Here is a 20,790-nt window from a genome sequence, read left to right as displayed (position 1 = left end):
TGCAGGGGGGACCCTGTGGGAGAGTAGGACGCCGCCGAACAATTCTTGATTGGGGAAGGCCCCGCACCATTCGGTGCGGGGCCTTTCTGCGTTTAGTGTCGTGTCATGCGATATGACCTGGTCATCTTCGACAACGACGGCGTCCTCGTCGACAGCGAGCCCCTTTCCAACCGGCTGCTGGCCGGCTATCTGACCGAGCTGGGGCATCCGACGACGTACGAGGACTCGTTGCGTGACTACATGGGTGCGGCCATGCACCGGGTGCACGACCTGATCCGGGAGCGTACGGGGGCCGCGCTGCCGGAGGACTTCGACGAGGTCTTCCACCGGAGGGTGTTCGCCGCGTTCGAGCGGGACCTGGAACCGGTGGACGGGGCCGTCGACGTGCTGGAGAAGCTCGCCGCGGACGGCGTGCCGTACTGCGTGGCCTCCTCCGGGAGCCATGAGCGGATCCGGGTGGGGCACCGGAAGACCGGGTTGGACCGGTGGTTCGACGACGGGCGGATCTTCAGTTCCGAGGACGTCGGGCGCGGCAAGCCGGCCCCGGATCTGTTTCTGCATGCCGCAGAGCGGATGGGGGTGGCACCCGCGCGCTGCGTCGTGGTCGAGGACAGTCCCCTGGGGGTCCGGGCGGCCGTGGCGGCGGGGATGGACGTGTACGGGTTCACCGGGATGACGCCGGCGGCGAGGCTCGACGGGGCCACGGGGCTCTTCTCCGACATGGGGGAGCTGGCGGCGCTGCTGGTGTGACGTAGCGGGCCGGACGATACGGGCGTGAGCCCGGTCGTTCGACGCTCAACCGGACCGATACGGTGGCGGGCATGAGCGGCCGCGCACAGCTGATGTGGGACGAGGCAGTAACGGGGTACGACTTCGGCCGGGACCATCCGATGGACCCGGTCCGGCTCGACCTCACCCGGCGACTGATCGACGCCCTCGGGCTGGACCGCGAGGTCGACGTGGTCGCCGCGAAGGCGGCCGGGGAGTCGACGCTGCGGCTGGTCCACCGGCAGGACTACATCGACGCGGTGAAGGCGGCCTCCGCGGACCCCGGGGCGGCCGACGGGTCGTACGGGCTGGGCACGATCGATGATCCGGCGTTCGCGGGGATGCACGAGGTGTCCTCGCTGATCGCGGGACAGTCGGTGGGGGCGGCGGAAGCGGTGTGGCGCGGCGATGCGCCGCACGCGGTGAACTTCGCCGGCGGGCTCCACCATGCGATGCCCGGGTGCGCGTCGGGGTTCTGCGTCTACAACGACGCGGCGCTGGCCATCGCGAGGCTGCTGGAACTGGGGGCCGAGCGGGTGGCGTACGTCGATGTCGACGTGCACCACGGGGACGGGGTGCAGGCGGCGTTCTGGGAGGACCCGCGGGTGCTGACGGTGTCCCTGCACGAGCATCCGCGGACGCTGTTCCCGCAGACCGGGTGGCCGGAGGAGACGGGGGCCGACTCGGCGGAGGGGGCGGCGGTGAACGTCGCGCTGCCGGCGGGGACCGGGGACGCGGGGTGGCTGCGGGCGTTCCATGCCGTGGTGCCGGAGCTGATCGCGGAGTTCCGGCCGCAGGTGCTGGTGACCCAGCACGGGGCCGATACGCACTTCGAGGACCCGTTGGCGCATCTGGCGGTGTCGCTGGACGCGCAGCGGGCGGTGCAGGTGGCCTGTCACGACCTGGCCCACGAGTACGCCGACGGGCGGTGGGTGGCGTTGGGCGGGGGCGGTTACGCGGTGGTGGACGTGGTGCCGCGGTCGTGGACGCATCTGGTGGGGATCGCGGCGGGGAAGGCGGTGGAGCCGGAGACGGTGATCCCGGAGGGGTGGCGTCAGGAGGTGTACGCGCGGACGCGGCAGCTGGGGCCGATGCGGATGACCGATGGGCGGTGGCCTGTGGAGTGGGCCGGCTGGGAGGCCGGGTACGACCCGGCGGATCGGTTGGACCAGGCGGTGCTGGCGGCTCGGCGGGCGGTGTTCCCGTTGCGGGGCCTGCTGGCGTGAGGGCGGCGTGCGGCGGCCGGCAGCCGGGGCGCGGCCGGGGGTAGGGGTTACGCCGACCGTGGGGTGTTCAGGGGTTTCCGGGGCGGGCGGCGGGAATGTCCGGGACGCTCGCAGGGTGTGGGATCGTGGGCGACTGCGGGAGCATCTCCTCCGGGCCGGGCTGGCCGGCGTCGTGGCCACCTCGCGGGAGGTGAGCCTGCGGAGCTACCGGCTGTTCGCGGCGCGGGACCCCCGCGCGCTGATGGGGATCGATCCCGAAGGGGCCTGGACGCAGCGCGATCTGATCGGGCTGATGGCGGACAGGTGCGGTGTTTCGGCCGATCCCCGGCACACCGAGGGTCAGGACGTGATCGATCCGGACCGGACGCTCACCGCGCTGGACGACTTCGCCGACCGGATCGCCGCGGCGGCCCGGCAGCGCGCGCCCGTGCTGCTCGGCACCGGGCACCCGCACCGGCTGCTCGGTTTCTACGCCGGTCTCGCAGACGCTCTGTCGGCGGCGGGGTGTGCTGTCCTCACCCCGGCGCAGGGTCGCTGTGTCGACATAACGACCCGGTTCGGTCTACGTACGCACAACGTCGCCTACGTACGAGGCGTCGCGCTGATGCGAGAACCCGGCGCTCTCCGCCCCGGTTGTGAGCCCGGCGCACACACGCACTCACCGCTCCCGGTTCGGACCGCGCTGGCGGCGGCGGCCGAGGCCGGCGGCCCGTTGCCGGAGCTGGTGATCGGAGACCACGGCTGGGTCTGCGGAGCAGGTCAGCTGGGGTTCGAGGCCATCGGGCTGGCCGATACGGACGACCCCGCGTTGTTCGTCGGTCAGGCGGAGGGGTCGGTGTCCGTCGCCGTTCCACTTGATGACGCCGTGCGGTCTGATTACTACCGGCCGCTTACCCGCTACGTACTCAAACGAGCGTGTCTGTCCCAGTAGGACGTTGATGGGTGCACCTCTTCCCCACTCGCATCACCCGCACCTACATTGGGGAGTGAGCACGCAGCGACGAAGAGTCACCGGAAGGGGAAGCCGGTGGCCGTCGAGTGCGGAAGGTTCAGGTGTGTCATGGGTGCAGACCAGAGGCCTCTGAGCGAGGTTCAGTTCCTGACCGTGGCGGAAGTAGCCTCGGTGATGCGAGTGTCGAAGATGACCGTGTACCGGCTGGTGCACAGTGGTCATCTGCCTGCAATCCGGGTGGGACGGTCGTTCCGCGTCCCGGAGAACGCGGTTCACGACTATCTCCGCGAGAGCTTCGTGGGGGTGGACACCGCCTGAGGGCGACCGGAGGAGGTCCCCAGGGCTGTGCCGGACCTCCTCCGGATCCCCTCGAGCCCCCTCGATTACGACCTCAGCGCTCGGGCGGGTAGGCTAGCCCCTCGTAGGTCGTGTGGGCCCATGGCGCCCAAACAACCGAGTGATGAGAAGTGAGCGAGGGTAGTCGTGGGCTCTGTTATCAAGAAGCGGCGCAAGCGGATGGCGAAGAAGAAGCACCGCAAGCTGCTCAAGCGCACGCGCGTTCAGCGTCGTAACAAGAAGTAGTCGCAGCAAGCAGTACGCGACGCGACGCGACGCCGCGAAGGCGTGAGTTGTGGCCCCCCACCGGATCCGGTGGGGGGCCACAGCCGTCTGGGGGGGGCGTCGCCGTACGACCGCGAATTCTCGTCACTTGGTGCATTCGACGGTCATCACAGCGCAACACCGACCCGCTAGGTTGGCCCGGGACGGGGAACCCGGCAGGGTACGAGCAGCGGAACGACGGCATGGCCGGCTGCCGGCCGGGCGGCCAGGGCGGAAGGAAGGCGCTGATCTTGGGCAAGGTCGTGCTGGTGACCGGAGTGGCCCGACAGCTGGGGGGCCGGTTCGTCCGGCGGATCCAGCGCGACTCCGAGGTGGACCGGGTCATCGGCGTGGACGCGGTCCCGCCCGAGCACCATCTGGGCGGTGCCGATTTCGTCCAGGCCGACATCCGCCAGCCCACCATCGGCCGGGTGCTCGCCGAGACGGGCGCCGACACGGTCGTCCACATGGACGTGACGGGCACGCCGCTGGGCAGCGGCAGCCGGACCTCGGTCAAGGAGACCAACGTCATCGGGACCATGCAGCTGCTCGGTGCCTGCCAGAAGTCGCCGGCCGTGAAGCGGCTCGTGGTCAAGTCCAGTACGAACGTCTACGGGTCCGCGCCCCGCGACCCGGCCGTCTGCACCGAGACGACGCCGCCCAAGTCCCTGCCCAGCGGCGGGTTCGCCAAGGACACGGTCGAGGTCGAGGGCTACGTGCGGGGCTTCGCCCGCCGGCGGCCGGACGTCGCGGTGTGCGTGCTGCGGTTCGCCAACATCCTGGGCCCCACCGTGCAGACCCCGCTCGCCTCCTACTTCTCGCTGCCGGTGCTGCCGACCGTGTTCGGCTACGACCCGCGGCTCCAGTTCGTGCACGAGGACGACGTGGTCGAGGTGCTGCGGATCGCCTCGCACGAGCCGCGCCGCGGCACGCTCAACAGCGGCACCTTCAACATCTCCGGCGACGGCGTCCTGACGCTCTCCCAGTGCTCCCGGCGACTGGGACGCCCCACGGTGCCGCTGCTGCTGCCGGCGGTCACCTGGGCGGGCACCGTGATGCGTACGCTGGGGATGACGGACTTCTCCCCCGAGCAGATCCGGCTGCTCACCCACGGCCGGGTCGTGGACACCACCCAGATGCGCGAAACGCTGGGGTTCCAGCCGAAGCACACGACCGCGGAGACCTTCGCGGACTTCGCACGCAGCCGAGGACCCGGCCTGCTCCCGCCGGAGGCCCTTGCGGGGGCCGTCGACCGGATCACGGCCCTGGCCGTCAGCGGCAGCGGCCGGCCCCCGACGCAGAGCGCCAACTGAGGAGCGCATCAACGATGGCGGACGCCAAGGTCATTCCGTTCGACGACGACCGGTCCCGCGGGGGCGCGGTGCAGCGCCCGTCGCGGCGCCGTACCGCGGGGAGCCGGCGCAAGGGCACGGCGGAGCCCGTCCCGGTGCGGGAGGTGCAGCCCCTGCCCGTGCGGGGCGCCGCGCAGGACGACGTCCCGGCGGCGGAGGAGGAGTCGGCGCAGCCGCCGCGGGAGCAGCCGGGCGGCGAGGACGGAGGCGGCCTGGAGCGGCGCATCGCGGGCGGCCTGGCCTTCCTGCGCCGCCGCCTCACCGGCGACTACGAGGTCGACGACTTCGGGTACGACGCCGAACTCACCGACCAGGTGCTGATGTCCCTGCTGCGCCCGATGTACGAGAAGTACTTCCGGGTCGACGTGAAGGGCGTCGAGAACATCCCGTCCGAGGGCGGCGCGCTGATCGTCGCCAACCACTCCGGGACGCTGCCGCTGGACGGCCTGATGATGCAGGTCGCCGTGCACGACCACCACCCGGCGGGCCGGCATCTGCGGCTGCTCGCCGCCGACCTGGTCTTCGTGCTGCCGGTGGTCAACGAACTGGCCCGCAAGCTCGGCCACACGCTGGCCTGCGCGGAGGACGCCGAGCGGCTGCTGGGCCAGGGCGAGCTGGTCGGGGTGATGCCGGAGGGCTTCAAGGGCATCGGCAAGCCCTTCAGCGAGCGCTACAAGCTCCAGCGTTTCGGCCGTGGCGGCTTCGTCTCCACGGCGCTGCGGCAGCGTACGCCGATCGTGCCGTGCTCGATCGTCGGGGCGGAGGAGATCTACCCGATGATCGGCAACGCCAAGACCCTGGCGCGGCTGCTGGGCTTCCCGTACTTCCCGCTGACGCCGACGTTCCCGTGGCTGGGTCCGCTGGGTGCGGTGCCGCTGCCGACGAAGTGGACGATCCAGTTCGGCGAGCCGATCCCGACGGACGGCTATCCGGCGGAGGCGGCGGAGGACCCGATGCTGATGTTCAACCTGACCGACCAGGTCAGGGAGCAGATCCAGCACACCCTGTACAAGCTGCTGGTGCAGCGCCGGTCGGTGTTCTTCTAGGAGGGGCTCCCTCAGGCGTACGGCGATACGGGGAACACGGCGATACGGCGACGGGGCGCCCCTCGTGGAAGGGGCGCCCCATCGCCGGTCGTCCGCCGGCCGTCGCCGGTCTCAGTCGGCGTCCTCGCCCTCGATGCCGAGGCCGGGCAGGAGACCGGGCAGCAGGGGCGGGAGGGTGACGTCGGGCTCGGGAATCGGCGGCCGGCCGCCGCCACCGGTGGACGGTGAGGCGCTGCCGCTGTCCTTCGGCGGGTCCAGCAGGCCGCCGGTGCCGCCGCCGATGAGGCCGTCGTCCTCCTTGCCGGAGTCCGCGGACTCGCTGGGGTGCCTGCTGTCGGTGCGGTCACCGTCGTCGGCGGAGCCGCTGCCGCTGCCGGTGCTGGGCGGCGTCGAGCGGTGCTGGCCGGGCGTGTCCGGGAGCGTCGACTCCGCTCCGCCGCGCTGCCGGCCCTCGCCGTCGTCCCGTGCGGGGGGCTCGGGGAGCAGGGAGCGCAGCGGTGCCACGTCCTCCTCTATGGCGTCGAACACCGACGTCACCTGCTCACTGACGTCGCCGAGCTGCACGGGCAGGCGCTCACGCATCGCCCCCCAGGTCTCGCGGTGGGAGCGCGAGAAGGCGGAGAGGGCCTGCATGGGGCCGAGCGAGTCGGGGTCGCGGGCGTACACCGCGCTGAGCAGGCGGTGGCCCTCGGACGCGTCGTGCCGCATGCCGGACAGGGCGCGGCGGATCTCGCCGACGGACTCGTGGTCGAGCTGGCCGCCGCGGCCGCGTTCCAGCAGCCGGCGGGCTTCGCTGAGCCGGGTGGAGGCCTGGTCGAGGTAGGCCTGGCCGCGCTCGCCGTCGCCGTCGGCGAGGCCGAGCTTGAAGTCCTCGATGCCGCGTTTGAGGCCGTAGAGCGAGTCGCCGGGCAGGGCGTCCGAACTGGCGGCGGCGACTCCGCCGAAGGCTCCCGCGGCCACGCCGACGCTGAGTCCGCCCGCGGTGAGACCCTTGGCCAGGCGCGTGCGCGGCCGGAACCGTTTGAGCGGGGTCGCGCGGTGGGCGCCACGGGGGCGGCGCTGCTCGGGCACCGCGGGATCCGCCGCCCCGTCTCCGGCGCCGCCCTCCTGAAGCATGGCCTCGAACGCGGCCACCAGCTGGGCCCGCTGGACGACCTTGACCTCCGGATCCAGCTCCGGACGGGGCAGCGAACCGAGACCGGAGGCGAGGGCCACGAGGCGCCCCTGCTCGGTCTGTTCCGCCGCGTCGTCGGCCGGTGCGGATCTCTCGGTCTGCTCGGCCGCCGCGCTCCGATCGGACTGCTCCTCCAGAGCCTGGGCGAAGGCGTTCGCCCGCCGGTGCGCCGATACGTTCGCGATCACTGGCGGCACCTCCTCTCGTCATGACGGTCGACTCCCCAGGGGGTCCTGAGGGTTGCACGCCCGGACCGGAACCACACGATCGTGTGATCCGAGTCGGTCAGGGGGTGACCACAGGGAGCCTGCATCCCGCACAACGAGCGGCGCGGCACTTGGGTTACGGACGGTGGATGAGCGGACCGCGGAGTCAACGGACTTTCACCGAAGGTGACTTGGGGACGGCGGAGAGTGGCGGTGCCGGCGGGCTAGCGTGCGTCGTCCGGCAGGAGGCGGGCGAGGGTGCGGACGGCCCGGTACTGGAGGGTCTTGATGGCGCCCTCGTTCTTGCCCATGACACGGGCGGTCTCGGCGACGGAGAGGCCCTGGAGGAAGCGCAGGGTCACACACTCCTGCTGCTGGGGGTTGAGGCGGCGTACGGCGTCGAGCAGGGCGGCGTTGGACAGGGACTCCAGGACGGAGTCCTCCGGGGAGCGCTCGACCTCGTTGGCGTCGAGCATCTCGCCGGTGGTCACCTCCAGGCGGAAGCGGCTGGACTTGAAGTGGTCGGCCACGAGGTTGCGGGCGATGGTGACGAGCCAGGCGCCGAAGTCGCGGCCCTGCCAGGTGAAGGTGCCGATCCTGCGCAGCGCCCGCAGAAAGGTCTCGCTCGTCAGGTCCTCGGCGGTGGCCTTGCCGCCGACGCGGTAGTAGATGTAGCGGTACACGGTGTCGCTGTACTGGTCGTAGAGGCGTCCGAAGGCGTCGGCCTCGCCGGCCTGGGCGCGCTCCACGAGGTCCATCATGCGGCCGCTGTCGCTGTCGGCCGCGGGGCGCCGGGTGGTGGTGGCCCCGGCCCCGGACGACCGCCCGCGTCTGCCGACGGCGGCGCTGCCGTCGGCGAGCGCGTAGCACGGCGCGGCGGGGGCGGTGGCTGCGGCGAGGGCGGGGACGGCGTACGCGGTGGGGACGAAGTCGCGCAGCAGGTCCTGGACCGATTTGACCGTTGCGCGCAGCGTAGCCAGGCCCGAGGCGTCAACCCCGACGTGTGGGTACACGGGACTCCCAGAGGCAGAGCTTCCATCACGTGCAGTGCGGGACCTTTCACCCGTCGTAGCGACGGAGGGGTACCGGTTTGCGTCTGAGGAGAATAACGCTTCGTGCAGGCACTGCTACACCCAGTTGCTCAAATCATCGATTACGTCGCTTCTGTAACCGATTGACGACTGGTCAGATGCCGAGGAGTGATCGATTCCTGATCGGAACGGTCCGGGTTCAGGGGTTGGTGGGACCTGTTGTGGTCGGGTGGGGAGGGGGAGGACTGGGGTGGGTGTTGTGCGGGTACGTCACTTGGATTGCCCTGCGTCCGGCCTCCGGCGGTCGTTGCACTGGTCATCCGGCGTCGGCCACGAAGTGTCGCCGGCGGTTTGTCGGTGGCTGGCGTGGGGGCGTTGCGCAGCCCGGCGTAGCGGGGTGCCTCCCCCAGAGGGGGCACCCCCAGCGCCCACCCTCCCCCACTCTCGGCTTCGCTCGAGCGGGGGGACCCCCATCGCCCTGGGGGTACCTCCCAGGCCGTTCAGGCACTGGGGGAGGCACGACTGCCCGCGGGCTGCGGCAGCCGGCCGCGGCGCGCAACCAGGCACGGGCCGGGGCGCCGCCCGCAGACGCGTATGGCGCGTAACCAAGCACGGGTATGGGCGCTACCCGCAGTCGCCCGCGGCGCGGCGCCGCACCCCCCACCGGACCCAAGGCGCTACGCGCACCCCCCACCGGACCCAAGGCGCTACGCGCACCCCGACCACCCGCAGCGGCTCCGCAGGCATCCACCCGCCACCCCGCACCCGACACACGACGCGAACCCCACCACTCCGCACCCGCTGCACAACGCGACCCCCCAGCCACCGCGCGCGTGGTGGGTCAGCGTTTGCGGCGGTGGAGGGCGATGGCTGCCGCTGTGCCGCCTGCTACCGCGCCGACTCCGGCGGCGGCCGGGATGCCGACCTTGGCGGCCTTGCGGCCCGTGCGGTAGTCCCGCAGGCGCCAGTCCAGCCGGCGTGCGTGCTTGCGGAGCTTGGAGTCGGGATTGATCGCGTAGGGGTGACCGACCAGCGAGAGCATCGGGATGTCGTTGTGCGAGTCGCTGTACGCGGCGCAGCGGGACAGGTCCAGGCCCTCCGCGATGGCCAGCGCCCGTACCGCCTCCGCCTTCGCCGGCCCGTGCAGCGGCTCGCCGACGAGCTTGCCGGTGTAGACGCCGTCGACCGACTCCGCCACCGTGCCCAGCGCGCCGGTCAGGCCGAGCCGGCGGGCGATGACCTGGGCGATCTCCACCGGCGCCGCCGTGACCAGCCACACCCGCTGCCCGGCGTCCAGGTGGGCCTGGGCCAGCGCCCGCGTCCCCGGCCAGATGCGCTCGGCCATGTACTCGTCGTAGATCTCCTCGCCGATCGACTTCAGCTCGGAGACCCGGTGGCCCTTCACGATGGACAGCGCCGAGTCGCGGGCGTCCTGCATGTGCTCCGGGTCCTCGACCCCGGCCAGCCGGAACCACGCCTGCTGCCAGGCGAACCGCGCCAGGTCGCGGGTCTCGAAGAACTTCCGTTTGTACAGGCCCCGTCCGAAGTGGAACAGTGCCGCGCCCTGCATCACGGTGTTGTCGAGGTCGAAGAAGGCCGCCGCGCGTTCGTCGCCGTGGACCGGGAAATCGGGCTCCCCGGTGACCGGTACGTCCTGGGTGGATTTGCGGGCTGCCTCCGCCGAGGCCTCGCCTGCCAACACGCTCCGCGCCGTGGCGGAGCGCCTACGGGGGGTGAGCCATCCGAGAGCGGCCATGCCCGTGAGCATAGCCAGTTTGTTCGGGCGCACCGGAGCCGAGAGGTTCGAACGGTGTGAACTCTCCGCGACCCTGGCGTTAAAGCGCGCGGCGAAGGGCGGGGGGCCGGGGCGGTGCGCCGGTGGCCGCCCTTCGCGGCGGGGGTTCCCGAGCCGCCCCGGCGCGGGAGAATGGCCGGCATGAGTCCCCTGTTCCGCCGTAAGCACCCCGAGAACACCCGGACCACCGGGACCCCTCAGTCCGACCGATCCGCCCAGTCCACCCAGTCCGCGCAGCCCGCCGAGGCCCAGCAGCCCGCCTCGGCCGCGCAGTCCGCCCGGGGACCTGAGCCCGCCCAGCCCCCTCAGCCCCCGCAGCCCGCCCGGAACCGTCATCTCGTCACCCTCATCCGCAAACCCGGCTGCCACCTGTGTGATGACGCACAGACCGTCGTGGAGAAGGTGTGCGCCGATCTCGGCGTCCCCTGGGAGTCGAGGGACATCACTCAGGACCGGCGGCTGCACGACCAGTACTGGGAGCAGATCCCCGTCGTGCTCGTCGACGGCAGGCAGCACACCTTCTGGCGTGTGAACGAGGACCGGCTGCGCAGGGCACTGACCGAGGAGTCCAAGTAGTCCGGATGGTCGCTTAGGATCGATGGCGACCAGGTCTCGGGGGCGATGATCGTGAGGAGCGTGTACGGCTTTGCCCCCAATGAGAGAGGAACGAGTGCGCGAGTGCGCCGGTTCCCCGTTCGTGCGCCAGGGGCGCGTGACCCCGGTCACGTTGGCCGGGCAAATCGGACACCATCTTTGTGCACGCGTTCACAAAGACATAGCCTGCTGTCGACGGGGCGGTCATGTAGGGACGTATGACCGCCTAGAGCCCCGCTCTACCCGCAGGAGCACCGTGGCAACTGGCCGAACACACCGACCGGCGACCCGCAGCCGAGGGATTCCCGAGGCCACCGTCGCCAGGCTTCCGCTGTACCTCCGTGCCCTCACCGCGCTGTCCGAGCGCTCGGTGCCCACGGTCTCCTCCGAGGAGCTGGCGGCCGCGGCGGGCGTGAACTCCGCGAAGCTGCGCAAGGACTTCTCCTACCTCGGCTCCTACGGGACGAGGGGCGTCGGCTACGACGTCGAGTATCTCGTGTACCAGATCTCCCGTGAACTCGGCCTGACCCAGGACTGGCCGGTTGTGATCGTCGGTATCGGTAACCTCGGCGCCGCGCTCGCCAACTACGGCGGCTTCGCCTCCCGTGGTTTCCGGGTCGCCGCGCTGATCGACGCCGACCCGACGATGGCCGGAAAGCCCGTGGCCGGCATCCCGGTGCAGCACACCGACGAGCTCGAGTCGATCATCGAGGACAACGGCGTCTCCATCGGCGTCATCGCCACGCCGGCCGGTGCCGCCCAGCAGGTCTGCGACCGGCTCGTGGCCGCCGGTGTCACCTCGATCCTGAACTTCGCGCCGACCGTGCTGAGCGTCCCCGAGGGCGTCGACGTGCGCAAGGTCGACCTCTCCATCGAGCTCCAGATCCTCGCCTTCCACGAGCAGCGCAAGGCCGGCGAGGAGGCCGCGGCCGACGCCGCCGCCGTGCCCGCCGCGGTGGCCCGCAAGCACTCCACCGACCAGGGACCCGACGGGGACGTGCCCGCCGTGATGCCGGCATGAGCCTCCTCGTCGTCGGACTGAGTCACCGCAGCGCCCCGGTCAGCGTCCTGGAGCGGGCCTCGCTCGGCGCGGACGCGCAGCTGAAGCTGGTGCAGGACACGCTCGCCGCCGAGCCGGCCACCGAGGCCGCGGTGCTGGCCACCTGCAACCGCATCGAGCTGTACGCCGACGTGGACAAGTTCCACGCCGGTGTGGCCGAGCTGTCCACGCTGCTCGCCCAGCACAGCGGGGTAGGCCTGGAGGAGCTCACTCCCTATCTCTACGTGCACTACGAGGACCGGGCCGTCCACCATCTGTTCTCGGTGGCCTGCGGTCTGGACTCGATGGTCGTCGGCGAGGGGCAGATCCTCGGCCAGATCAAGGACTCCCTCGCCAAGGCGCAGGACCAGCACACCGCCGGTCGGCTGCTGAACGACCTGTTCCAGCAGGCGCTGCGGGTCGGCAAGCGCGCCCACTCCGAGACCGGCATCGACCGCGCCGGGCAGTCGCTGGTCACCTTCGGCCTGGAGCAGCTCGCCGCGGGCGGTGACGTCACGGCGTGGGCCCGGGGCAAGAAGGCGCTGGTCATCGGCGCCGGTTCGATGTCCTCGCTGGCCGCCGCGACGCTGGCGCGGGCCGGGGTCGCCGAGGTCGTCGTCGCCAACCGCACCTTCGAGCGCGCCGAGCGGCTCGCCCGGATCCTGACCGAGGGCGACGACACGGACGTGCTGGCCCGCGCGGTACCGATGGAGTCGGTGCCGGTCGAGCTGACACGTGCCGACGTGGCCGTCTCCTGCACCGGTGCGACGGGCCTGGTCCTGACCGCCGACGCGGTCGCGTCGGCCGTGGAGGGCCGTACCGGCGAGCCCGCCGGGGAGGTCACGGCCGGCGACGACCGCCGTGCCGCGGCCGCCGCCACCGGCGTACAGGACGTGCGCGAGGTACGGGACGCCCGCGACGTACGGGACAGCCGCGAGCTGCGGGACATGCGTGATGTCCGGGAGACGCCGCTGCCCCCCGCGGGCGTCGGCGCCGACGACAACTGCCCGCTGGACCTGTCCGGTGTGCCGTCCGGGTTCTCCGTGATGGGCGAGGCCGCCGTCGCCGGCATGGACGCGGCGACGCTGGAGCAGCACGCGGCCTGGGTCGCGGGCGGCACGGCCGTGGACCGCACGCGGGAGAGCGGGCGCCGGGGCCCCGAGGCGGCGGCCGAGGCCGACGCCGAGCTGATCACCGCGCTCGCCGCGACCGCCGCGACCGTCGGCCGCATCCCGGAGCGCCGCCGGCCCGAGCCGGTCGCCGAGGTGCCCCGACCGCAGCCGGTGCTCTTCCTGCTCGACCTGGCGATGCCGCGGGACATCGACGCCGCCGTGCACCGCCTGGGCGGGGTGCGCCTGGTGGACATCGAGTCACTGGCCGAGGCGTCCGCCGACGCGCCGATGGCGGCCGACGTCGACATGGTCCGCCGGATCGTCGCCGACGAGGTCGCCGCCTTCGGGGCGGCGCAGCGGGCCGCGCACATCACGCCCACCGTGGTGGCGCTGCGCAGCATGGCCGCCGAGGTCGTGGCCGGTGAGATGAGCCGGCTGGAGGGGCGGCTGCCCGGCCTCGACGACAAGCACCGCGCCGAGATCACCCAGACCGTCAAGCGCGTCGTGGACAAGCTGCTGCACGCGCCGACCGTACGGGTCAAGCAGCTCGCCGCCGAGCCCGGCGGCGCCGGGTACGCGGACGCGCTGCGCACCCTGTTCGACCTCGACCCGGAGACGGTGGCGTCCGTCTCCCGGGCCGGAAACAGCACCGAGAAGAACCGAGGGCCGGCATGACTGACAAGGCACTGAGGCTGGGAACCAGGCGGAGCAAGCTCGCCATGGCCCAGTCCGGGCAGGTGGCCGAGGCCGTGAGCCAGGTGACCGGGCGGCCCGTCGAGCTGGTCGAGATCACCACGTACGGCGACGTCTCGCGGGAGCACCTGGCACAGATCGGCGGCACGGGCGTGTTCGTGGCGGCGCTGCGCGAGGCGCTGCTGCGGGGGGAGGTCGACTTCGCGGTTCATTCGCTGAAGGACCTGCCGACCGCGCAGCCCGACGAGCTGGTGGTCGCCGCCGTACCGCAGCGCGAGGACCCGCGGGACGTGATCGTCGCCCGGGACGAGCTGAAGTTCACCGACCTCGCCGCGTCCCCCCAGAGGGTCGCACGCATCGGCACGGGCGCGCCGCGGCGCATGGCGCAGCTCAACGCGTACGCCCGCGCCCACGGCCTGCGGATCGAGACGGTGCCGATCCGCGGCAACGTCGACACCCGCATCGGGTACGTCCGCAAGGGGGAGCTGGACGCCGTCGTGCTGGCCGCCGCCGGGCTGAACCGGATCGGACGGAGCGACGAGGTCACCGACTTCCTGTCGGTCGACACGGTTTTGCCCGCCCCCGGCCAGGGGGCCCTGGCGATCGAGTGCACCGCGGACGACGCGGACCTCATCGCCGCGCTCGGCGAGCTCGACGACCCGTTCACGCGGGCCGCCGTGACGGCCGAGCGGTCACTGCTCGCCGCCCTGGAGGCCGGTTGCAGCGCCCCCGTGGGCGCACTGGCCGACCTTCCCCCGCTCTCGGCACCGCTCGAGCGGGGGAACCCCCAGGCCGACAGGCAGATTGTCAAGGAAATGCGCCTGCGGGGCGTCGTCGGCACCACCGACGGCTCCACGCTGGTGCAGCTGTCCACCACCGGTCCCGTGCCCGAGACGCAGGACCAGGCGCTGGCGCTCGGTCGCGAACTCGCCACCGACATGCTTGCCCAGGGCGCGGCCGGTCTGATGGGGGAGCGAGCACATTGAGCCCCACCACCCTTCCCGCCGCTCCGGAACACGGGCACGTCACCTTCCTCGGTGCCGGACCCGGAGATCCGGGACTGCTGACTCTGCGCGCCGTGGAGGCGCTGGCGAACGCGGACGTCCTCGTCGCGGAGCACGAGGTGCTCGACGTCGTACGCACGCATGCCCGGCAGGGCGTCGCCGAGGTGCACACCGACGGGGACGAGTCCTCGTCGGGCACGCCTCAGCTGACGGTAGTTGACGGTACGTCAAAGACCGTCGGCACCCCTGCGATGAGGGATGCCGCACATCTTGTCATGGAGGCCGCGCGGGGCGGCAGGCGGGTCGTGCGTGCGGTGCCCGGGGACCCCGGGCTCGACACGTACGCCGCCGAGGAGATGCTGGCCTGCGCCGCCGCCGGGGTGCCCTTCGAGGTGGTCCCCGGCATCGCGTCCGCGGTCGGTGTCCCCGCGTACGCCGGTGTGCCGCTGCGGGACGCCGAGGGCGCGGACGTCCGGTTCGTGGACGCCCGTACCGCCTCGGACCGCTGCTGGACGGAGGTGGGCGCCTCCGACGGCACGGTCGTGGTGTCGACGACGCTGGACTCGGTGGCGTCGGCCGCGGGCGAGCTGGTGTCGGCGGGCCGCAAGCCGGACACCCCGCTGACGGTGACCGTCGCCGGTACCACGACCCGGCAGCGCACCTGGACGGCGACGCTCGGCACGATCGCGCAGACCCTGAAGCAGGCGAAGGTGCTGCCGTCCCCGGACGGTGGCCGCCCGGTGATAGCCGTGGTCGGCGAGCGCAGCGCCGCCGCCCAGCGCGACCAGCTGTCCTGGTTCGAGTCCAAGCCGCTGTTCGGCTGGAAGGTGCTCGTGCCGCGGACGAAGGAGCAGGCGGCGTCGCTCTCCGACCAGCTGCGGTCGTACGGGGCCGTGCCGCACGAGGTGCCGACGATCGCCGTCGAGCCGCCGCGCACGCCCCAGCAGATGGAGCGCGCGGTCAAGGGCCTGGTGACCGGCCGCTACGAGTGGATCGCGTTCACCTCGGTCAACGCGGTCAAGGCGGTCCGGGAGAAGTTCGAGGAGTACGGCCTCGACGCCCGCGCCTTCGCCGGGATCAAGGTCGCCGCGGTCGGCGAGCAGACCGCCAAGGCCCTGATCGCCTTCGGCGTGAAGCCGGACCTGGTGCCCAGCGGCGAGCAGTCGGCCGCGGGCCTGCTGGAGGACTGGCCGCCCTACGACCCGGTCTTCGACCCGATCGACCGCGTCTTCCTGCCGCGGGCCGACATCGCGACCGAGACCCTCGTCGCCGGGCTGATCGAGCTGGGCTGGGAGGTCGACGACGTCACCGCCTACCGGACGGTGCGCGCCTCGCCGCCGCCGGCCGAGACGCGGGAGGCGATCAAGGGCGGCGGTTTCGACGCGGTCCTGTTCACCTCGTCCTCGACGGTGCGGAATCTGGTCGGCATCGCGGGCAAGCCGCACAACGTGACGGTGATCGCCTGCATCGGCCCTGCCACCGCCAAGACCGCCGAGGAGCACGGCCTGCGGGTCGACGTGATGGCCCCCGAGCCGTCCGTCCTGAAGCTGGCCGAGGCCCTGGCCGACTTCGGCGCCAAGCGCCGCGCCGCGGCGATCGAGGCCGGCGACCCGGTGACCCGCCCGAGCGAGCGCCGTCCGGGGTCGCGCAGACGGCGGTCGACGACGACGTGACGGTGAGGCGGTGACGGGAACGAACCCGCCCGTCACCGCTCCTGACGCCGGTCAGGCCGGCGTCGCCGGGATCGCGTGGCCGTAGCGCAGGAGGTCGGCCGGGTCGTAGTGCTGCTTGGCGCGGCACAGGCGGGCGCAGACCTCCGGCGCGGGCATGCGCAGCGGGCCGTCGCACCGACTCGGCGTCGGCAAAGGCACGGGTGGGGCGGGCGTAGCGTAGGTGGCATGACGACGTACGGATCCTTCCCCGGCACCCGGCCCCGGCGGCTGCGGACCACCCCCGCCATGCGTCGGATGGTCGCCGAGACCCGGCTGCACCCCGCCGACCTGATCCTTCCGGCCTTCGTCCGCGAGGGCGTGAACGAGCCGGTGCCGATCGGGGCGATGCCGGGGGTCGTGCAGCACACGCGGGACACCCTGAAGAAGGCGGCGGCGGAAGCGGTCGCGGCCGGCGTCTCCGGGATCATGCTGTTCGGCGTGCCGGAGGAGGAGAAGAAGGACGCCGCCGGGACGGCGGGCACCGACCCCGACGGGATCCTCCAGGTGGCGCTGCGGGACGTGCGCGCCGAGGTCGGGGACGAGCTGCTCGTCATGTCCGACCTGTGCCTGGACGAGTTCACCGACCACGGCCACTGCGGGGTGCTGGACGCCGACGGGCGGGTCGACAACGACGCCACCCTGGAGCGGTACGCCGAGATGGCGCGGGTGCAGGCCGACGCGGGTGCCCATGTCGTCGGGCCGAGCGGGATGATGGACGGGCAGATCGGGGTCGTCCGCGACGCCCTCGACCGGATCGGGCGGCAGGACGTCGCCGTCCTCGCCTACACCGCCAAGTACGCCTCCGCGTTCTACGGGCCGTTCCGGGAGGCCGTCGGGTCCTCGCTCCGGGGCGACCGGAAGACCTATCAGCAGGACGCCGCCAATGCGCGGGAGTCGATGCGGGAAGTGGCGCTGGACCTTCAGGAGGGCGCCGACATGGTGATGGTCAAGCCGGCCGGGCCCTACCTCGACATCCTGGCGAGGGTCGCGGACGCCGTGGACGTGCCGGTCGCCGCGTACCAGATCTCCGGGGAGTACTCGATGATCGAGGCCGCCGCGGAGAAGGGCTGGATCGACCGGGACCGGGCGATCCTGGAGACGTTGACCGGCATCAAGCGGGCCGGGGCGCGCAACATCCTGACGTACTGGGCGACGGAGGTCGCGCAGAAGCTGGGCCGGTAAGGCCGACGGAGCGGGTGCGGCGGGCACGGCTGGCAGGGGGGTGCGCCGCACCGCGGGTGCGGCGGGTGCGGCCGGCACGGTGGCGCGGCGGGTGTGGCCCCCGGCCGGTGCGCCCCGCCCGGTGGGCGTCCGGCCGGGAGCGTCCGGCTGAGAGGGCGTCCGGATCACGGAATTGTGCTTGTAGACGGCATGTAGATCTCTAGGCTGCCGGACAGCCCGCGCCGCAGCCGAAGGGATCGCCCCATGACCGCCGTCGAGTCAGCCCCGGCCACCGCCGAACCCGTGTCCGACGCCCCCGTGCCGCCGCTCGCCGCGCGGGCCCGCTCCGTCGGCGGGTCGCCGGTGCGGGACATCCTGGCCGTGACCGCCCGCCCCGAGGTGATCAACTTCGCCGGTGGGCTGCCGGCGCCGGAGCTGTTCGACGCCGACGGGATCGCCGCCGCCTACCAGGCCGTCCTCGCCGAGACGCCGGCCCGGGCGTTGCAGTACGCCACGACGGAGGGCGAGCCCGCGCTGCGGGCCGCGCTCGCCGCGCGCACCTCGGCGCGCGGGCTGCCCACGAGCCCCGACGACCTGCTGGTCACCACCGGCTCCCAGCAGGCCCTGTCCCTGCTCGCCACCGCCCTGATCGAGCCCGGCGACACCGTCCTCGTCGAGAACCCCTGCTACCTCGCCGCCCTCCAGTCCTTCCGCCTCGCGGGCGCGCGGATCGTCGCCGTGCCCGGGGACGAGGACGGCGTGGACCCCGGAGCGCTGGCCGAGCTGGTGGTGCGCGAACGCCCCAAGCTGCTCTACACCGTCCCCACCTTCCAGAACCCGACCGGACGCACCATGCCCGCCGCGCGCCGCGCCGCCCTCGGACGGGTCGCCGCCCGCCACGGCCTGTGGATCGTCGAGGACGACCCGTACGGCGAGCTGCGCTTCGAGGGCGAGCGGGTGCCGTGGATCGCGGCCTGTGACGGCGCCCGGGACCGGACCGTGCTGCTCGGCTCCTTCTCCAAGGTGATGGCCCCCGGCCTGCGCCTCGGCTGGCTCCGCGCCCCCGCCGGGCTGCGCCGGGCCTGTGCCGTCGCCAAGCAGGCCGCCGACCTGCACACCCCGACCGTCAACCAGCTCGCCGCCGCCCGCTACCTCGCCGACCGCGACCTCGACGCCCACGTCGCCCGGGTCGCCGCCGCCTACCGGACCCGCCGTGACGCCATGCTCGCCGGGCTGGCGGACGCCCTCCCGGCCGGATCGACGTGGACCCGCCCCGAGGGCGGCATGTTCCTGTGGGCCCGGCTGCCGGAGTCGTACGACACCACCGCGCTGCTGCCTGAGGTGGTCCGGCACGACGTGGCGTACGTCCCCGGGGCGCCGTTCCACGCCGGGGACGCCGACCACCGCACGCTCCGGCTGTGCTTCGTGACGCAGACGCCCGAGGAGATCACCGAGGGGCTGCGCAGGCTGCGGGAGGGGCTGCGGGCGGACCGGTCGCGGTGACCGGGGGCGTCCGGCGTCCCGGGGACCCTCCGTCGCACCCGGTGGCCGGTCACCCCACGCGGGAGCTGAAGCACTCCCGTTCGTCGCCGTCCGCGGCGGGGCGGAAGCAGGCGCGGAGTACGGCTCCCGGGCGGATTCCGGCCATGGTGGTGTGGATGTAGGCCTCCGTGTCGAGAGGGTCCTCGATCTCGACCTCGTGGGTGGGGCCGCCGGCCGTCACCTCCAGGCGGTCGCCGACGCGCGTCTCCCACATCCGCGCCCAGCCCGCCCGGCACTCCTCGCTGTAGCGCAGCTCCAGCCGGGCGCCGGTGGCCGTGCGGTGTGTGGCCAGGGTCTTCGGGGCGCCGCCGCAGAGCATGAGGGACGGGTTCTGGCCTTCGCAGTCCGCGCCCCGGCAGCGCGGGCCGGAAGCGGACGCCGCCGCGGCCCCCGGGGACGAGCGCGGTGCGCCGTCCGGGCGGGTCAGGAGGAGGGCGGCCACCGCCGAACTGGCGACGGCCAGGGCGCAGAGCAGCGTCAGGAGGGTCAGGCCCGTGGTGGGGTGACGGGCCGCACGGTTTCTCTTCCTCTCCCCGTCCCCGTCCCCGTCCCCGTCCTTCTCCGGCGATGCCGGTGCCGGTGCCGGTGTTGTCCGCGGGAGTGGTGGGGTCGGTGGCGTGCCGCGACCGCTCCACTCCGCCTCCGCGATCTCCCACAGCGCCAGGCACCGCCCCTCCGGTTCGCGGGCGACGCGGCACAGGTCCCGCACCGCCTGACGGGGTGGCAGCGCCTTGCCGTTGAGGTAGCGCTCCCAGGACGACTTGCTGTACGCGGTGCGCTCCGCGAGGCCCGCCAGGCTCAGGCCGGTGCGGTCCTTCAGCTCCCGCAGCGCGGCGGTCAGCCGCGCCCGCTCCGGTGAGAGCGCCGGTGATGTCGATGTGCCGGCCATGCCCTGCTCAACCCCGCAGCGCCCGCCAGGTGTGCGGGCCGATGATGCCGTCCACGACCAGGCCCGCCCGCTTCTGGACGGCCTTGACGGCGCCCAGCGTCTTCGGTCCGAAGATGCCGTCGATCTGCCCGGGGTCCAGCCCGGTCCGGCGTAGCAGGCACTGCGCCTCGGCGACCTCGGGCCCGGCGTGCCCGTAGGCCACGATGGCGTCCCGGGTACGGCTGTTGCCGGCGTACCAGTTCCCCTCGGTCCGCTCCATACGGCAGCTGTAGGCGGCCGGCGGCGGTGTGCCCGGTGACGAGCCGGGCGCCGAGGTGGTGGTCCGCTCGCCCGGGCCCGCCGTGTTCCCGGCGTTCCCGCCGTCGCCGTCCGAGCGCTGGGCCACCAGCACTACCGCCGAGGACGCGGCCAGCACCAGCGCCACGGCCCCCACCACCAGGGCGGCGTACAGGGACCGGCGGTGTTTCCGCGGTGGCGGTGCCAGGGGGCCGGTGCCGGGTGCCTCCGGGGCGGGTGCGTCCCCGCGTCGCTCCGCCCAGGCCTCGGCGGCGACCTCGTGCAGGGCGAGCAGCCGGGTCGGATCGTCGCCGCCGAGCCGGGCGGCGGCCTCGACGGCCTCCCTCGGCGGCAGCGATCTGCCGCCCAGATACCGCTCCCAGGACTTGGCGCTGTACCCCGTCTTCGCCGCCAACTGGCGCATGCTGAGCCCGCCGTGGTCCTTCAGCCGGCGCAGCCGCACCACCAACTGGCGCACGCGCGGGTCGAGTTCCGCGGGCAGCTCTTTCCACCGCGACATGTTCCCCCACTCGCGTTCGCGGTCCCGTGGTCAAGGGACCCTTCCCCCGGTCGCATTCTGCCCCAGCGGCCGTCATCCGTACCGGACGGCGGTTCCGC

Annotated in this window: 19 protein-coding genes; 14 read left to right on the top strand and 5 right to left on the bottom strand. The window is 72.8% G+C overall.

Annotated features, from left to right (window positions below):
* The first annotated feature begins 105 nt into the window (after positions 1–105).
* The 7 genes from ACZ45Q_RS29310 to ACZ45Q_RS29280 all read left to right on the top strand — a co-directional run bounded on the left by ACZ45Q_RS29310 (position 106) and on the right by ACZ45Q_RS29280 (position 5,944).
* Positions 106–750, top strand: a complete 645-nt coding sequence (locus ACZ45Q_RS29310; protein WP_468266775.1) for an HAD family hydrolase — start codon at positions 106–108, stop codon at positions 748–750.
* Positions 751–821: 71 nt separating this feature from the next.
* The gene (locus ACZ45Q_RS29305; protein WP_468266773.1) at positions 822–1,994 is read left to right on the top strand and encodes an acetoin utilization protein AcuC; all 1,173 of its coding nucleotides are present in this window, start codon (positions 822–824) and stop codon (positions 1,992–1,994) included.
* A 115-nt stretch (positions 1,995–2,109) separates the two neighbouring features.
* Positions 2,110–2,925 carry a phosphatase gene (locus ACZ45Q_RS29300; protein WP_468266771.1) on the top strand — a complete coding sequence of 272 codons (816 nt, stop codon included), beginning with the start codon at positions 2,110–2,112 and terminating at the stop codon, positions 2,923–2,925.
* 129 nt (positions 2,926–3,054) lie between these two features.
* Positions 3,055–3,264, top strand: coding sequence for a helix-turn-helix domain-containing protein (locus tag ACZ45Q_RS29295; RefSeq protein WP_468266769.1), 210 nt, complete (start codon positions 3,055–3,057; stop codon positions 3,262–3,264).
* 165 nt (positions 3,265–3,429) lie between these two features.
* A complete protein-coding gene (locus ACZ45Q_RS29290; protein WP_003948845.1) occupies positions 3,430–3,528 on the top strand; it encodes a 30S ribosomal protein bS22 in 99 nt (32 codons plus the stop codon).
* 269 nt (positions 3,529–3,797) lie between these two features.
* Entirely contained in the window at positions 3,798–4,859 is a 1,062-nt protein-coding gene (locus ACZ45Q_RS29285; RefSeq protein ID WP_468266767.1) for an NAD-dependent epimerase/dehydratase family protein, read from the top strand.
* 14 nt (positions 4,860–4,873) lie between these two features.
* Complete coding sequence (locus ACZ45Q_RS29280) at positions 4,874–5,944, top strand: 1-acyl-sn-glycerol-3-phosphate acyltransferase (protein WP_468266765.1); 1,071 nt, start codon at positions 4,874–4,876, stop codon at positions 5,942–5,944.
* Between the two features lie 111 nt (positions 5,945–6,055).
* On the opposite strand, the gene ACZ45Q_RS29275 is transcribed toward ACZ45Q_RS29280, so the two are convergent.
* From ACZ45Q_RS29275 to ACZ45Q_RS29265, 3 genes are all read right to left on the bottom strand, one after another.
* Complete coding sequence (locus tag ACZ45Q_RS29275; RefSeq protein WP_468266763.1) at positions 6,056–7,306, bottom strand: DUF5667 domain-containing protein; 1,251 nt, start codon at positions 7,304–7,306, stop codon at positions 6,056–6,058.
* 242 nt (positions 7,307–7,548) lie between these two features.
* Positions 7,549–8,337 carry an ECF subfamily RNA polymerase sigma factor, BldN family gene (locus tag ACZ45Q_RS29270; protein WP_468266761.1) on the bottom strand — a complete coding sequence of 263 codons (789 nt, stop codon included), beginning with the start codon at positions 8,335–8,337 and terminating at the stop codon, positions 7,549–7,551.
* 859 nt (positions 8,338–9,196) lie between these two features.
* The gene (locus tag ACZ45Q_RS29265) at positions 9,197–10,111 is read right to left on the bottom strand and encodes an HAD family hydrolase (RefSeq protein WP_468266759.1); all 915 of its coding nucleotides are present in this window, start codon (positions 10,109–10,111) and stop codon (positions 9,197–9,199) included.
* 387 nt (positions 10,112–10,498) lie between these two features.
* Between ACZ45Q_RS29265 and ACZ45Q_RS29260 the strand changes: the two genes are divergently transcribed.
* From ACZ45Q_RS29260 to ACZ45Q_RS29230, 7 genes are all read left to right on the top strand, one after another.
* A complete protein-coding gene (locus ACZ45Q_RS29260) occupies positions 10,499–10,726 on the top strand; it encodes a glutaredoxin family protein (protein WP_468266795.1) in 228 nt (75 codons plus the stop codon).
* A gap of 274 nt (positions 10,727–11,000) precedes the next feature.
* Positions 11,001–11,765: a redox-sensing transcriptional repressor Rex gene (locus ACZ45Q_RS29255; RefSeq protein ID WP_468266757.1), complete on the top strand. Its 765-nt coding sequence runs from the start codon at positions 11,001–11,003 to the stop codon at positions 11,763–11,765.
* Positions 11,762–13,570 (top strand): glutamyl-tRNA reductase, encoded by a 1,809-nt coding sequence (locus ACZ45Q_RS29250; RefSeq protein WP_468266755.1) that lies wholly within the window; start codon positions 11,762–11,764, stop codon positions 13,568–13,570. Before ACZ45Q_RS29255 ends, ACZ45Q_RS29250 begins: the two co-directional genes overlap by 4 nt.
* Positions 13,567–14,574 carry a hydroxymethylbilane synthase gene (gene hemC, locus ACZ45Q_RS29245; protein WP_468266753.1) on the top strand — a complete coding sequence of 336 codons (1,008 nt, stop codon included), beginning with the start codon at positions 13,567–13,569 and terminating at the stop codon, positions 14,572–14,574. The genes ACZ45Q_RS29250 and hemC overlap by 4 nt, the downstream gene beginning before the upstream one ends.
* Positions 14,571–16,265: a bifunctional uroporphyrinogen-III C-methyltransferase/uroporphyrinogen-III synthase gene (locus tag ACZ45Q_RS29240; protein WP_468266751.1), complete on the top strand. Its 1,695-nt coding sequence runs from the start codon at positions 14,571–14,573 to the stop codon at positions 16,263–16,265. Before hemC ends, ACZ45Q_RS29240 begins: the two co-directional genes overlap by 4 nt.
* A 225-nt stretch (positions 16,266–16,490) precedes the next feature.
* Entirely contained in the window at positions 16,491–17,486 is a 996-nt protein-coding gene (hemB, locus tag ACZ45Q_RS29235) for a porphobilinogen synthase (RefSeq protein ID WP_468266749.1), read from the top strand.
* A gap of 243 nt (positions 17,487–17,729) precedes the next feature.
* Complete coding sequence (locus ACZ45Q_RS29230) at positions 17,730–18,968, top strand: aminotransferase-like domain-containing protein (RefSeq protein WP_468266747.1); 1,239 nt, start codon at positions 17,730–17,732, stop codon at positions 18,966–18,968.
* 49 nt (positions 18,969–19,017) lie between these two features.
* Here ACZ45Q_RS29230 and ACZ45Q_RS29225 read toward each other — a convergent pair whose 3' ends face one another.
* Together ACZ45Q_RS29225 and ACZ45Q_RS29220 are read right to left on the bottom strand one after the other, a co-directional pair.
* A complete protein-coding gene (locus ACZ45Q_RS29225) occupies positions 19,018–19,896 on the bottom strand; it encodes a helix-turn-helix domain-containing protein (RefSeq protein ID WP_468266745.1) in 879 nt (292 codons plus the stop codon).
* Positions 19,897–19,903: 7 nt separating this feature from the next.
* Positions 19,904–20,692, bottom strand: coding sequence for a peptidoglycan-binding protein (locus ACZ45Q_RS29220; protein WP_468266743.1), 789 nt, complete (start codon positions 20,690–20,692; stop codon positions 19,904–19,906).
* Between the last annotated feature and the right edge of the window lie 98 nt (positions 20,693–20,790).

It is taken from the genome of Streptomyces sp. NPDC031049, assembly GCF_055571015.1.
The sequence above is the reverse complement of the archived record's forward strand: the minus strand, read 5'-3'. Positions and strand labels throughout refer to the sequence as shown.

Coding starts and splice junctions, on each gene's coding strand:
- ACZ45Q_RS29310 (WP_468266775.1), top strand. CDS start 106: ATGCGATATGACCTGGTCATCTTCGACAACGACGGCGTCCTCGTCGAC.
- ACZ45Q_RS29305 (WP_468266773.1), top strand. CDS start 822: ATGAGCGGCCGCGCACAGCTGATGTGGGACGAGGCAGTAACGGGGTAC.
- ACZ45Q_RS29295 (WP_468266769.1), top strand. CDS start 3,055: ATGGGTGCAGACCAGAGGCCTCTGAGCGAGGTTCAGTTCCTGACCGTG.
- ACZ45Q_RS29280 (WP_468266765.1), top strand. CDS start 4,874: ATGGCGGACGCCAAGGTCATTCCGTTCGACGACGACCGGTCCCGCGGG.
- ACZ45Q_RS29265 (WP_468266759.1), bottom strand. CDS start 10,111: ATGGCCGCTCTCGGATGGCTCACCCCCCGTAGGCGCTCCGCCACGGCG.
- ACZ45Q_RS29250 (WP_468266755.1), top strand. CDS start 11,762: ATGAGCCTCCTCGTCGTCGGACTGAGTCACCGCAGCGCCCCGGTCAGC.
- hemC (WP_468266753.1), top strand. CDS start 13,567: ATGACTGACAAGGCACTGAGGCTGGGAACCAGGCGGAGCAAGCTCGCC.
- hemB (WP_468266749.1), top strand. CDS start 16,491: ATGACGACGTACGGATCCTTCCCCGGCACCCGGCCCCGGCGGCTGCGG.
- ACZ45Q_RS29230 (WP_468266747.1), top strand. CDS start 17,730: ATGACCGCCGTCGAGTCAGCCCCGGCCACCGCCGAACCCGTGTCCGAC.
- ACZ45Q_RS29225 (WP_468266745.1), bottom strand. CDS start 19,896: ATGGCCGGCACATCGACATCACCGGCGCTCTCACCGGAGCGGGCGCGG.
- ACZ45Q_RS29220 (WP_468266743.1), bottom strand. CDS start 20,692: ATGTCGCGGTGGAAAGAGCTGCCCGCGGAACTCGACCCGCGCGTGCGC.